Source organism: Auritidibacter ignavus, from assembly GCF_003703835.1.
GTDB classification, from domain to species: Bacteria; Actinomycetota; Actinomycetes; order Actinomycetales; family Micrococcaceae; genus Auritidibacter; species Auritidibacter ignavus.
The window spans coordinates 1-11,966 of sequence record NZ_RDQR01000028.1 but is presented as its reverse complement, the minus strand read 5'-3'; the positions used below and the strand labels follow the sequence as shown (position 1 = coordinate 11,966).

Annotated in this window: 13 protein-coding genes, 1 tRNA gene and 1 pseudogene; 4 read left to right on the top strand and 11 right to left on the bottom strand. The window is 57.5% G+C overall.

All coding sequences use genetic code 11. The annotated features are described in order from the left end of the window. Window positions 1-30: 30 nt before the first annotated feature. The 9 genes from DYI20_RS11235 to DYI20_RS11200 all read right to left on the bottom strand — a co-directional run bounded on the left by DYI20_RS11235 (window position 31) and on the right by DYI20_RS11200 (window position 7,014). A complete protein-coding gene (locus DYI20_RS11235; RefSeq protein WP_166769877.1) occupies window positions 31-885 on the bottom strand; it encodes a metallophosphoesterase in 855 nt (284 codons plus the stop codon). A gap of 1 nt (window position 886) precedes the next feature. After that, window positions 887-1,621: a tyrosine-protein phosphatase gene (locus tag DYI20_RS11230; RefSeq protein ID WP_110098807.1), complete on the bottom strand. Its 735-nt coding sequence runs from the start codon at window positions 1,619-1,621 to the stop codon at window positions 887-889. 183 nt (window positions 1,622-1,804) lie between these two features. Continuing rightward, window positions 1,805-2,728, bottom strand: a complete 924-nt coding sequence (locus DYI20_RS11225; RefSeq protein WP_122549504.1) for a MurR/RpiR family transcriptional regulator — start codon at window positions 2,726-2,728, stop codon at window positions 1,805-1,807. A gap of 51 nt (window positions 2,729-2,779) precedes the next feature. Beyond that, window positions 2,780-3,760: a ribose-phosphate diphosphokinase gene (locus DYI20_RS11220; protein ID WP_110098809.1), complete on the bottom strand. Its 981-nt coding sequence runs from the start codon at window positions 3,758-3,760 to the stop codon at window positions 2,780-2,782. A gap of 155 nt (window positions 3,761-3,915) precedes the next feature. After that, entirely contained in the window at window positions 3,916-5,406 is a 1,491-nt protein-coding gene (gene glmU / locus DYI20_RS11215) for a bifunctional UDP-N-acetylglucosamine diphosphorylase/glucosamine-1-phosphate N-acetyltransferase GlmU (RefSeq protein WP_183145632.1), read from the bottom strand. A gap of 59 nt (window positions 5,407-5,465) precedes the next feature. Beyond that, window positions 5,466-5,537, bottom strand: a tRNA-Gln gene (locus tag DYI20_RS11210). Window positions 5,538-5,585: 48 nt separating this feature from the next. Continuing rightward, window positions 5,586-6,281, bottom strand: coding sequence for a metal-dependent transcriptional regulator (locus tag DYI20_RS11205; RefSeq protein WP_110101130.1), 696 nt, complete (start codon window positions 6,279-6,281; stop codon window positions 5,586-5,588). Window positions 6,282-6,286: 5 nt separating this feature from the next. Further along, window positions 6,287-6,448, bottom strand: a complete 162-nt coding sequence (locus DYI20_RS12405; RefSeq protein ID WP_158524753.1) for a hypothetical protein — start codon at window positions 6,446-6,448, stop codon at window positions 6,287-6,289. A gap of 110 nt (window positions 6,449-6,558) precedes the next feature. Next, window positions 6,559-7,014 (bottom strand): hypothetical protein, encoded by a 456-nt coding sequence (locus DYI20_RS11200; RefSeq protein ID WP_110101131.1) that lies wholly within the window; start codon window positions 7,012-7,014, stop codon window positions 6,559-6,561. A 34-nt stretch (window positions 7,015-7,048) separates the two neighbouring features. Here DYI20_RS11200 and purF point away from each other — a divergent pair, with 34 nt between their 5' ends. Continuing rightward, window positions 7,049-8,509, top strand: a complete 1,461-nt coding sequence (gene purF, locus DYI20_RS11195; protein ID WP_110101132.1) for an amidophosphoribosyltransferase — start codon at window positions 7,049-7,051, stop codon at window positions 8,507-8,509. Window positions 8,510-8,527: 18 nt separating this feature from the next. Here purF and DYI20_RS11190 read toward each other — a convergent pair whose 3' ends face one another. Further along, a complete protein-coding gene (locus DYI20_RS11190) occupies window positions 8,528-9,187 on the bottom strand; it encodes a DNA-3-methyladenine glycosylase I (protein ID WP_122549503.1) in 660 nt (219 codons plus the stop codon). Between the two features lie 155 nt (window positions 9,188-9,342). On the opposite strand from DYI20_RS11190, the gene DYI20_RS11185 reads away from it, so the two are divergent. Further along, window positions 9,343-10,119, top strand: coding sequence for an alpha/beta fold hydrolase (locus DYI20_RS11185; protein WP_122549502.1), 777 nt, complete (start codon window positions 9,343-9,345; stop codon window positions 10,117-10,119). A 69-nt stretch (window positions 10,120-10,188) separates the two neighbouring features. After that, entirely contained in the window at window positions 10,189-11,109 is a 921-nt protein-coding gene (locus DYI20_RS11180) for a LysR family transcriptional regulator (RefSeq protein WP_243857622.1), read from the top strand. A 7-nt stretch (window positions 11,110-11,116) separates the two neighbouring features. Here the strand turns inward: DYI20_RS11180 and DYI20_RS11175 are convergent, their stop codons facing one another. Then, on the bottom strand, window positions 11,117-11,356 hold the full coding sequence (locus DYI20_RS11175) for an ABC transporter C-terminal domain-containing protein (RefSeq protein ID WP_122549500.1): 240 nt from the start codon (window positions 11,354-11,356) through the stop codon (window positions 11,117-11,119). On the opposite strand from DYI20_RS11175, the pseudogene DYI20_RS11170 reads away from it, so the two are divergent. Beyond that, window positions 11,300-11,851, top strand: a pseudogene (locus tag DYI20_RS11170) (IS3 family transposase); the annotation flags it as partial. The gene DYI20_RS11175 and the pseudogene DYI20_RS11170 sit on opposite strands and share 57 nt — an antisense overlap. Window positions 11,852-11,966 lie beyond the last annotated feature (115 nt).

Genomic DNA, 11,966 nt, shown 5'->3' with positions numbered 1-11,966 from the left:
GGTGAACAGTGGTTTCGGGTTGGTCAGGGTTTAGGGGGACGAGGGAGAAGCCTCCAGAGTGAAAACCACTCTGGATGGTTCTGAACAGGGAAGAAGGCTGCTCACGATATCCGGGGGCCCTGGGGGTTCTCGTTCAACGCGAACGAATCCAAAGACCGCCCGCGCCAGGATTGTTTCTCTGGGGGCTAGGGGGTCGTTGCTATAGGCGATTCCGGGAGCAACGCTGACCGGGATTCCGGCAAAGCTGCCGTATTGATTCAGGTGGTAATGTCCGCTCAGGATCAGACAAACCCGCGAACCGGTCATAATCTCTGCGAGCCGCCGGCGAGAGTCAGAATCGAGGAGACCGCGGTGACGCAGGCCGGCGATCATCCCCGGTACCGGCGGATGGTGCAGAACTAAAACAATGTCCTCGGTGCCGTCTTGGCGGATGTGGTGTTCTAGCCAATCCAATGAGGTGGTCTCAAGCCAACCGTGTGGGTGGCCATAACCATGGGTATTGAGCCCGATGAGTCGCAGACCGGGTACCGCGATGATGCTATTGCTTGCATCGTGGGGATCAGTATGGCTGGTGTCAGGATCGTGAAAACGAGCATCGATCGCCCCCGGTTCATCGTGGTTACCTGGAACGACAAGGATCGGACAGCCCAAGCGCCTTCGTTGCTCGGTAAGAAAACCAGCGACTTCAGCGTAGGCATCATGGCCACGCTGGCATAGGTCGCCACTGATTACCACGGCATCCGGTAAACCAGCGTCACCGCGGGCGAGGGCCTCGAATGTTTGACGCAGTTGCCCCCAGGGGTCGATTGAGCCACCATACAGGGTCTGCTGGTTTTCGGTCAGGTGCGGGTCGGTTAAGTGAGCTATGTGCCATGAGTCTGCCATCTCAGGCCCCCTTCGGCTCTCGCCTCGCATGCAGATGCTCAGCCAGTACGCGTTGCTCAGGAAGGCTGAAACCAACGCAGTCAAGAAAACGCGCGACTGAACCGTAACGATGGTCTAGGTGTTCCAGTAAGTGCCTCATCGCTGAGGCGGGGCTGAGGGTATGCAATCTGAGGGCCTGAGAGAATTCTTCAGACGAGGTATCCCATTGACTCGACATCTCGGTAGCGACTTGTGCGTGGTAGCTGTCCGGTAGCTCGTCAGCACTGCGGGCATAATCGGCAACAATGATGTCCCGGTGTATTCCTGCCACCGAAAGAACCAGCGCTGCCACAAGTCCCGTGCGGTCCTTTCCGGCAGTGCAGTGAATGAGTACGCCATCATCGAGCGCCATTGTGACAGCTTTTAACACGCAGACGAGTTGAGCACCGCGTTGGGTGATGAGTCTGGAATAGACCTGCAAAATGGGCTCGTCTCTGGGAACTGGTCCCCGATAGAGCGGAATATTGATATAGCCAACGTGCTCTGGCAGTGTGTCCGGGCGCTGAAGGATCTCTTCTGGCTCACGCAGGTCGATCACGGTCCCAATCCCATCGACGGCGCACAATTCGGGAGCGGAGAGTTGAAGTTTCCCCGGAACCGACGAGCGGTAAATCTTAGCGGGGCCCTTGGCTGTGCTGGTCACTCCGGGAAGAGGGCGCAGGTTATGAATACTGTTGGGATCGCCCCACGGTGCCATCTCGCCCTCCTCACGGTATATTTCTCAACGAGGCCCACACATTTCATCGTTACTTTATCGATGAAACGGTGTTACACCCCAGTAGAACGAGCGAAGATAAATACACCGTGAACGGGTCGCGACAACGGTTTAACAATCTCAGCTAACCGATGTGACGATTGTTACCACGTGAGATTTTTTCGATTAATCCTCGACCTCAGAGATGTCAGGTTCGAGCGCGTCGGACAGTAGCGGACCCAGTTTTTCTGAAGGTCCCATGTGAGGTTCGGCATCGTGAAACACGAGACGCTGAGCGGCGAGACCTAAGATGTTGAGCACCAAGGTGTGGGAAATTCTGGACACCAGCACTTCCTGGTCGTCGTTTCGGCTTCCAGCAGTCAACGTCAGGTCTGCTTGTTGAGCCAGAGGAGAAATCCCAGAGCTCGTAATAGCGATAATGAGTGCCCCCGCAGTTTGGGCGGCTCGCACGGAGTCGAGAGTGTGTTTATTGGCTCCCGAGTAGCTCACCGCAATACAGACATCCCGCTCAGAGAGCATCCGAGCAGTAAATTGTTGCCCCAGGACATCGACGGGGGCCACGGCGGTTAAGCCTGACATGGTGTAGCGTAGCGCGGCCTCTTGGGCCGGAATTGCTGAACCTCCGGTGCCGACTAACAGAATGGTCTTCGCCGACGCCACCGCAGTGACCGCCTGCTCCATGACCTCGCTGGCAAGCATTCGCTCAGTCAGGGCGATTTCGCTCTGGGCAGCAGCAAAAACATCTCGACTCAACAACTGCAACGCGGACAGCTGCACGGCACCGCTGAGCTGCCCCTGGGCAGTGGCCACCTGCGACTGGTCAGCTTGGGCGAGAAGAGACCGAGAGATCTCATCCTTCAGCCTCTGAAAGCCTGAATAGCCCAAATTCTGTGCGGCTCGCACGACGGTAGCCGCCGATGTTTGAGCGCGAGCAGCCAGATCGGTGGCAGATAGATCAGGTATCTGTTCGAATGCCTCGATGACTGCCACGATGACTTTACGTTCCGCCGGGCCCAGATAGGTCGCGTCAGTTTTCAGACGCTCTATCAGCGATCTGGGTGTCTGCGCAGGCGAGTGTGGGACCATCATGGACTCGACAAAGTAACGAGGGCCGGCTAGTGATCGGCCGATCGCCAGTTCTTAGGCGTTGCCGTCGAACAGGCTGGTGACAGAACCGTCTTCGAAGACTTCCTTGATGGCCCGCGCTATCAGTGGAGCGATGGAGAGCACGGTGAGGTTCTCGAACTTTTTGGCCGCCGGAATCGGTAAGGTATTGGTAACCACCACTTCACGGGCCCCGCACTCGGCTAACCGCTGGGCGGCAGGGTCGGAGAAGACCGGGTGAGTAGCGGCAATAATGACATCTTTCGCCCCGGCTTCTTTCAGCACTCGCACCGCACCGGCGATGGTGCCACCGGTATCGATCATGTCGTCGATCAGCACACAGGTGCGACCCTCGATCTTACCGACCACGGTTTTCGACTCAGCTTTGTTCGGAGTAGTCAGGTCACGGGTCTTGTGCACGAAAGCCAGCGGGACACCGCCCAGCCGATCGGCCCACTGCTCGGCGACCCGCACGCGTCCCGTATCCGGAGAGACCACCGTAACCTCGGAGTCGCCAACCTTGCCACGAATGTAATCGGCCAGGATGGGCACTGCGAACAGGTGATCCACCGGTCCATCGAAGAACCCCTGAATCTGAGCGGTGTGCAAGTCCACCGACATAATGCGGTCGGCACCAGCGGCCTTATAGAGATCAGCGACCAGGCGTCCGGAAATAGGTTCGCGTCCACGCCCCTTTTTGTCCTGACGCGCGTACGGGTAGAAGGGCGAGACCACGGTGATCCGTCGTGCTGAGGCACGCTTCATCGCATCGACGAGCAAGAGCTGCTCCATCAGCCAGTTGTTTAACGGTGCTGGGTGCGCCTGGATGACGAAACAGTCTTTACCACGCACCGATTCGCCGGGGCGAACGTAAATCTCCCCGTTGGCAAAGTCGTAGGCTGACAGCGAGAGAAGCTCAGTACCCAAGGCCTCGGCAATTTCATCGGCCAACTGGGGATGCGCCCGGCCCGAAGCCAGGACCAGCTTCTTATTTTCGTGATGACTAATCTCGCTCAACGATCGACTCCCTCGACAGAAATGTGCGTGCGATAGTTCTTGCAAACTACACTATGTAGTTTTTGTCCTCAACGGCAGGCCTGAGAGGTTCTTGTCTTCCCGTCGCCGTTGTGGAAGTTGTGTTGTGGCTCGTCATCACAGCGAGATGCTAGTGACTAGTTCGCGGACCGGTCGCCATCGGTGTGTTCAGATGCTTCTCCAGCGGCTTCTGCGGCTCGAGCGGCAGCCGTACCGGGACGCTTGGTGATGGTCCAATTCTCAATGGTGCGCTGAGAAACCTGGTTGATGGCCAGGGCCCCAGCGGGCACATTGTCTCGTACCACAGCGCCCGCACCCGTGTAGGCGCCATCGCCGATTTCTACCGGAGCAGTAAAGACGGTATTAGATCCAGTGCGCACCTCGGAACCGATCACGGTGCGATGCTTATTGACCCCGTCATAGTTTGCGGTGATATTGCCACATCCAATATTGGTGTTCTCTCCAATCTCGGCGTCGCCGGCATACCCCAGGTGGGAGAGTTTAGACCCAGCGCCTACGGTGACATTCTTGGTTTCATAAAAGGCACCGATTTTGCCGTTTTCTCCCAGGACGGTACCGGGGCGCAGATAGGTGAATGGTCCCACTTTAGCTCCCGCAGCAATCATTGCCTCGGTCCCATCGGTACGCTTGACGGTCGCGTGCTGACCGACATGGACATCGGTCAGCGTGGTGTCTGGGCCAATGGTGGCGCCGGGAGCAATCCGAGTAGAGCCGTGGAGCTGGGTTCCCGGCTTAATGGTGACGTCGGCGGCCAGCTCAACCTCGATGTCAATCCAGGTGGTGGCCGGGTCAACGATGGTCACGCCCTGACGCATCCAAAAATCAGTGATCCGACGATTCAGTTCGGCGCCCAAGGCTGCCAGCTGACGACGGTCGTTCGCGCCTTCAACCTCCCACACATCGGTGGTGACCCAACTGGCGACCCGGCCGCCCTCGGCGCGGGCCAGGCTAAGCACATCCGTCAAGTACTTCTCACCCTGAGCGTTATCGGTGGAGACCTCGGCCAGCGTACGAGCCAGCACTTGAGCGTCGAAAGCATAGATCCCAGAGTTGATCTCGTGGATGTTCACCAGCGAGTCATCGCCGGTTTCCTCGGCATGACGTAGCGCGTCCTTGTGCTCGACGATGCGCTCCACAAGGCCCTGGTCATCGCGGACGATACGACCGTATCCGGTGGGGTCGGAGACCTCTGCGGTCAGCACGGTCACGGCGTTACCCTGGTCATGGTGACAGGCCACCAGCGTGCTCAGGGTTTGCGGGGTCAGCAACGGGACGTCACCGTAGGTGACTACCACGGTTCCGGTCGTGTCGGCCGGCAGCGCCTGGAGCCCTTGTTCCACGGCCCGACCGGTGCCCGGAATCTCGTCCTGGTCGGCGATAACAACCTCGGGCACGAGTTCTTGCAGGTGTGCCACCACACGATCGCGTTCGTGACGCACTACCGCCACGAGATGTTCAGGGTTGACGCTCTGAGCTGCGTGAAGCGCATGGCCAACGAGTGAGCGCCCGCCGATTTGATGCAGGATTTTCGGAGTAGAAGATTTCATCCGAGTGCCCTGGCCGGCCGCCAGAACGATCACGGCTACTGGAGCGGGAGGCTGAGTCACCTGGTCACTTCCTTTGGTCATCGGCACAGAGTGAGATGAAGGCTAAAATCGCTCTCCAGTTCCGCCACTAGGATTCGAACCTAGACCGCGCAGCTTCAAAGGCTGGCGTGCTGCCGTTACACCATGGCGGATCACGAACACCCCAAACATTGTGCCATACTTCCGGCCGTGAGTCGGAATCAGGACGTTTCAGGCGAGGACAAACGGTACACCCAAATGCTATTCGTGGCGTCAACTCCCAGCCAGACCGGCTCGGTAGATGCCTCGCCGACTGAGACGGCCATCGAGCCCGAATAAGGCGCCGACGGCACGATCGTGAATTCCACTCCGGGGTGTAGTCCCTGGCGGTCGAAAAACTGTAGCATCGCCGGATCCGCATCTGAGATGCGCTCAATACGGGCCCGGTCTCCTACGTGTAACACGGACAAGCAGTCGAGCTCGGGGGCGTCAATACTGCCATCCCTGCGCGGGATGGGATCACCGTGCGGATCACGGGTCGGGAATCCGAGGTGTTGGTCAATGCGATCGATCATCATGTCCGAGACCGCGTGCTCGAGCGCGTCGGCTTCTTCGTGAACCTCATCCCATCGGTATCCCAGTGTTTCGACCAGAAAGGCCTCGATCAGCCGGTGGCGACGCACCATGTCGATGGCATAGCCCGTTCCTTCGGCTGTGAGTTCCACTGAACCATAGGGCTGGTGGATCACGAGTTGTTGGTCAGCCAATTTCCGGACCGCATCCGATGCGGAGGATAACCGCACCCCGATTTTTTCGGCGAGAACTTTGGCCGTCACGGGATCTTCAGAGTATTCCTGCAACGTCCAAATGGCTTTGAGGTAGTTCTGTGTAGAGGCCGTAAGATCGGTGACCGACATAACCTTTAGGTTATCAAAGCTCCCCCGGTCACCGACTGGCTCCGGACCATCCGTATCTCGGTCAGCCCTTCCCAGTCGCCGGTGAGTTTTTCGCTTTGTCCATCTGCTACAAAGCCGTGGCGGGCATAGACATCTCGGGTGTCCTGATCTTCAGCGAGGACCCACACCAACGCTGGACGTCCGGCTAAGACCGTTTCTCATAAGGTGGATCGCACCCTGAACCGGGGCTGTCGGTGTCTTGGTCCGGCCGTTCACGCTGTTCCCAGACGGGGTGAACCTAAAGCATACCCATCTGAATCCCCACCCCGGTCTCGGCATCCTCAGGTAACACCGGAGTAGCTCCCGCCACTGCTATAATCCCAGAGGTCTCGGAAAAATCTTTGGGCCCGGTCTCTGCAATGACCAGATCGGCCTCGGCAGCCAAGCCACGCTGAGACCAGGCCACGTCCTGGTCTAGTCGTTCTTCCAGCCGGGTGAAGAACCGCTCGTCGCCCAACCCGGCATATACCTTTACCTTGCGATTGGCTAGGTTCCGCATCCGCAACGCCGGAAGAACATCGGGGTGCTGGGCAGTTCGGACCGCCAGGTCTGCCGGGTGGTCCTTGTGGTGGTTGTGAATCATCGGGGCGACACGTTCTGTCTGCTGTGCTGTCTGTGCATCGGCTGGTGCTGGTAGTCCCGCTGTCTTCAAGTACACCGTCGGTACCGAATAGTGATTTAATGGTTCGGTCATCTGCCGTATACCCATGTAGAGGGAGCTCACCGTCGTGTGTGGAATTGTCGGTCTCGTTTCGACCAGCCCGGTTAACCAGAGTATCTATGACTCATTGTTGCTGTTGCAACATCGCGGTCAAGACTCCACCGGTATCTCAACCTACGATGAACACTCCACTTTCCACACCGTCAAACACCGCGGGCATGTGCGCGAATGCTTCCGGACCCGGGATATGCGTACTTTGCTGGGCAATGTGGGGTTGGGGCATGTCCGCTACGCCACCAGTGGTTCGGCCAGCAATGAAGATGAGGTGCAACCTTTTTACGTCAATGCCCCGTACGGCATTACCCTGGTGCACAACGGTAATATCACCAACACACGCGAACTAACCAAAGAGCTCTTCCACGTTGACCGCCGGCATCTGAACTCCTCCTCGGACACCGAAATTTTGCTGAATGTTCTGGCTAACGCTCTGCAAAACTCGCTGGTTGGTAAAGAGCCCACTGAAGATGACCTGTTCCAAGCTGTCTCCACCGTCCATCAGCGTGTCAACGGCACCTATGCAGCGATTGCCTTGATAGCCGGTTATGGCTTGCTGGCATTCCGTGACCCCTTCGGCATTCGCCCACTGGTCTTGGGCCGTCGGTTTGATGACAACGGGGACCCCGAATGGGTGGTGGCCTCCGAGTCTCTGGTTTTGGCCTCCGGTGGATATGAGTTGGTCCGAGACGTCGCTCCAGGTGAGGCCATTTTCATTTCCGATAGTGGAAAGCTCTTCACCCGGCAGTGCGCAGAGAACCCACGTCTGGTTCCGGATGCCTTCGAGTACGTGTACTTAGCACGTCCGGACTCGACCCTGGACGGGATCTCGGTCTATCAAGCACGGTTGCGCATGGGCGAGACCCTAGCCGCCAAGGTTCGCGCCACTTTGGATCTGGGCGATATTGATGTGGTGATGCCTATCCCAGATTCCGGGCGTCCCACCGCCATGGAACTGGCCCGTTCCCTTAACCTGCCTTACCGCGAAGGTTTCTATAAGAACCGCTATGTGGGTCGTACCTTCATCATGCCTGGCCAGAAGGTTCGAAAGAAGTCAGTGCGTCAGAAACTCAATGCGCTACCCGAAGAATTTCAGGGCAAATCGGTACTGCTGGTCGATGACTCCATCGTGCGCGGAACCACCTCCAAACAGATTGTCCAGATGGCCCGGGATGCCGGGGCACGCAAAGTGATCTTCGCGTCGGCGGCGCCGGCGATCCGCTACGCCAACGTGTACGGTATCAATATGCCCACCCGAGGCGAATTGGTTGCGGCAAACCGCACCGAAGACGAAGTAGCCCAAGTCATTGGGGCTGACCGGCTGGTCTACCAAGAAGTGGATGCCATGGTGGAGGCCATCACTACTGGATCTCACGTCACCAATTTGGAGCTGTCGTGCTTTACGGGCCACTACACCACCGGCGATGTCACCGAGGAATACCTCAGCTGGATTGAGGCCACCCGAGAGTCTTAGCACTATCCCTGCCCCAGGTCACCCGGTTTCGTCCCATGGCCTTTTCATCCGGTTCCCTTGGGAATCAAAAAGACCGGAGACCCCGCGCCGGAACGAACCCAGCAGATGGGTATCGACCATCCCAATAGCCTCCATCATCGCGAACATATTGGTGGGCCCCACAAACCGGAAACCGGATTTCTTCAGCGCGCGAGCCAGCGCTACCGATTCAGCTGACTGTGTGGGCACCTCATCGCTGGTGCGTGGCATGGGCGTCGTCTCTGGATGAAACGACCACACCAACTGCACCAGCCCGCCTTTATCGCGCAGCGCACGCGTCGCCACAGCGTTGGCAATGGTTGCCCGAATTTTCCCCCGGTGCCGAATAATCCCATCAAGGCGTACCAAACTCTCCACCGTATCCTCGTCGAAGGTCGCGACCTCATCGGGGTCGAACTGGCAGAAGGCTTTGCGAAAGGCGGGGCGTTTAGTCAAAATGGTGCGCCAAGATAGGCCGGTTTGGAAGACTTCTAAGCTGATCCGCTCAAAAAGCCCAGCTTCATCCGTGATGGGGACACCCCATTCGTTGTCGTAGTAATCCTGCATCAGCTGGCTACTCATCGCCCACGGGCTTCGGGCGGTGCCGTGACCATCGACGATGACGCCTCTGCCCTGTCCTAGAGAGGTGCTGTCATCCATACGTTCAGTGTGCCTGAAAACACCACCCCAAAAGCAAACATGAGGTAAATTTCTTCAAACCGTGGTGTTACAGTATGTACACCGGTCCGAAAACCGACTGTCCATTTTGTAAGGATCTTGCATAGCCCAACCCTCGAGAACGAAGAAGAGTTGCCATGACTGCCACAGTTGATGAGTTCATTCATCAGTACCCCGGAGAGTCTCACCCCGTGGTGCTCTTGCACGGTTTACTCACCTCCGCGAAGTACTGGAATCCGGCGCGCAGACGACTAACCGCTGCCGGCTACCGTGTGGCGACTGTTGATCTGTTGGGCTTTGGACGCGCAGCTCGTGTTCCAGCTGCAAGCTACGATTACAACGAGCACGTTGAGCACGTGAAAAATGCGTTGCTGTCGATCAGTGGTGGCCAGCCTGTCGTTCTGGTGGGACACTCCCTTGGTGGCCTGATTGCTCTCAAGTTAGCTCGCAAGTACCCCAGCCTCGTTTCCGAACTCGTCATGTTCAATGCGCCACTTTTCCGAGACTCCCATGAGGCCAAGGCCAGCATCGAACAGACCAACAAGCTGTATAAATTCCTGATGACCTCGCGCTTCCGCTCCGTCGGCTGGGGCGCGGCTCATTTACTGGGTTTCCATGTCTGGGGACGTCACAGCACTCGAGCGCGGGAAGGCGCACTGCGGCGGGTGATTTTTCGAGGCAAAGGGATTCACCACCTGGAACAGATCACCGTCCCCACCACGGTCATCACCGGCGCTGCCGACCGTGCGGAGTACCTGAACAATTTGCAACAGGCATCGCTGCCGCCGAATGTGCGAGTCATCGTTGCCCCAACCGGACACCATCTGCCTGCCCAGGCACCACACTATGTTACCTGGACGATGGATTTACTCTCCGGTGGGCTTCGTCCGGAGCACACCGTTCCCGCTGTGTAGCTCGTTCCCCCCGTATATTAGATAAGGAAATATTGATACGCAGACCGTACTAATATCTCGCGGGGGAACATGATGGAAGTCCAGCAGGCCAAAGAATTCCTGGCGGTCGCCCGGGAACTGCACTTTGGTCGTGCTGCGAAATCCCTCCGCATGGCCCAGCCGCCTCTCTCGCGGGCGATTCAGCAGCTAGAACGTGAACTCGGTGCAACTCTTTTTGAGCGCACCACACGGACGGTGTCTCTGACTCCAGCCGGTGAAGCCTTATTGGAGCCCGCTCAGCATCTCATTGCCGCCTCGAATCAAGCTCGTCAAACGGTAAAGGACACCATAAGTGGAGCGGCCGGTTACGTGCGGATTGGATTTGCCGGTGCATCGGTCAATACCCAGGTTGCACGGTTAGCCAAAGCCTTGCGAACAGAACGCGCTGGGTTACGCCTAGAGTACAACTCAGCTCAGTTCTCTCACCAGGCGTTGCAATCAGTGATGGACCACAGCGTCGATCTGGCCATCGGGCGATGGGATTTCCTCCCGGCAGAAATAAGTTCCCACCTGATGGGGCTTGAAGAAGTCATTGTGGCCTTACCAGCGTCCCACCGCTTGGCTGGTCGCCCCGCGGTCAATCTCAGAGAACTCGCTCACGAGAATTGGATTTCTCTGCCTTCCGGGTTTGGGGCCGCCCTACCCAACCGCTTCAATGCTCTGGCCAATACCGCCGGATTCGTTCCTCGCGTCACACAGACCGCACCTGATTCCTGGACCTTGGTGGTCCTCGTGGCCGTGGGGATGGGGTGTGGTATCACCCTGGATTCCATAGCTACCAATGTGCCCCACGAAAACGTGAGCTTCGCCAGAATTCAGGACATCTCCCAACCTCCGCTGGAGGTGCGAATGATCTGGCGACGTCACGATAACAACCCCGCCCTGCATGCAGTCGTAGATTTGGCCCAACGGATCTTTCCCAGCCCACCAACCCAGCCGGACGGAACTTAAAAGCTAGTTAGCTCTCTACCGCGTCGAGCAACTCCAGCCAACGGGATTCCTTGGTATCAATCTCTTCGCGGAGCCCGGAAGCTTGGACAGTCAGGTCCGCAAGCCCTTCGAAATCTGTCTGGTCGTGAGCGGCCATTTTTTCTTCTAGCTCAGTGAGTTCGGTGTTGAGTTTCTCCAGTTTGCGCTCAATCGAGCCAAGGTCCGCCAGCGTAGGCCATATGTTTCCTACAGCGGGACGTTCAGCCACATTGCTGAAAACACACTTGACCGCAAGTTCACCCCAACTAAGCCAAACACCGTCTTTGTCAGCGACGTCACCGAGTTCAGGGTCGCAGGCCGCAAGGTCTACCTGTCACCGGTGATGGATCTGTTCGACCGTTCAATCGTTGCCCACACAGTGGCTACATCGCCGTCGACAGCGTTTACCGCCGATTCTTTAACTCAGATGATTAAAACGTGTGCGCCTGAACCTGGGTGGATGATGCACACCGATCAAGGTTTCCAGTACCAGCATTCGTCCTGGCGCAACCTAATTCATGACAACGGTGGCGCTCAGTCGATGTCGCGTAAAGCCAACTGTTACGACAACGCGGTCATGGAGAATTTCTTCGGGCACTTGAAAACCGAGATGTACCACGGAGAAGTCTTCGACACCGTCACAGAGTTCAACCAGGCAATCGACGAGTACATCCAGTGGTACAACACCGAACGCATCCAACAACGACTCAAGGGGGTGGCCTAAGAATTAGGTCCACTTGGTTTAAGCGTTGACCGTGTTTTCTTGTCTCCATTGTTCCGCATACTGCCGCGGGCTGAGGTAGCCCAGTGATGAGTGCGGATGGAAGTCATTGTAGCGC

Bases quoted from the DNA above. Each gene is read 5' to 3' on its own strand.
- DYI20_RS11235 (WP_166769877.1), bottom strand. From the start codon at position 885: ATGGCAGACTCATGGCACATAGCTCACTTAACCGACCCGCACCTGACC.
- DYI20_RS11230 (WP_110098807.1), bottom strand. From the start codon at position 1,621: ATGGCACCGTGGGGCGATCCCAACAGTATTCATAACCTGCGCCCTCTT.
- DYI20_RS11225 (WP_122549504.1), bottom strand. From the start codon at position 2,728: ATGATGGTCCCACACTCGCCTGCGCAGACACCCAGATCGCTGATAGAG.
- DYI20_RS11205 (WP_110101130.1), bottom strand. From the start codon at position 6,281: ATGTCGGTCACCGATCTTACGGCCTCTACACAGAACTACCTCAAAGCC.
- DYI20_RS11200 (WP_110101131.1), bottom strand. From the start codon at position 7,014: ATGACCGAACCATTAAATCACTATTCGGTACCGACGGTGTACTTGAAG.
- DYI20_RS11190 (WP_122549503.1), bottom strand. From the start codon at position 9,187: ATGGATGACAGCACCTCTCTAGGACAGGGCAGAGGCGTCATCGTCGAT.
- DYI20_RS11185 (WP_122549502.1), top strand. From the start codon at position 9,343: ATGACTGCCACAGTTGATGAGTTCATTCATCAGTACCCCGGAGAGTCT.
- DYI20_RS11180 (WP_243857622.1), top strand. From the start codon at position 10,189: ATGATGGAAGTCCAGCAGGCCAAAGAATTCCTGGCGGTCGCCCGGGAA.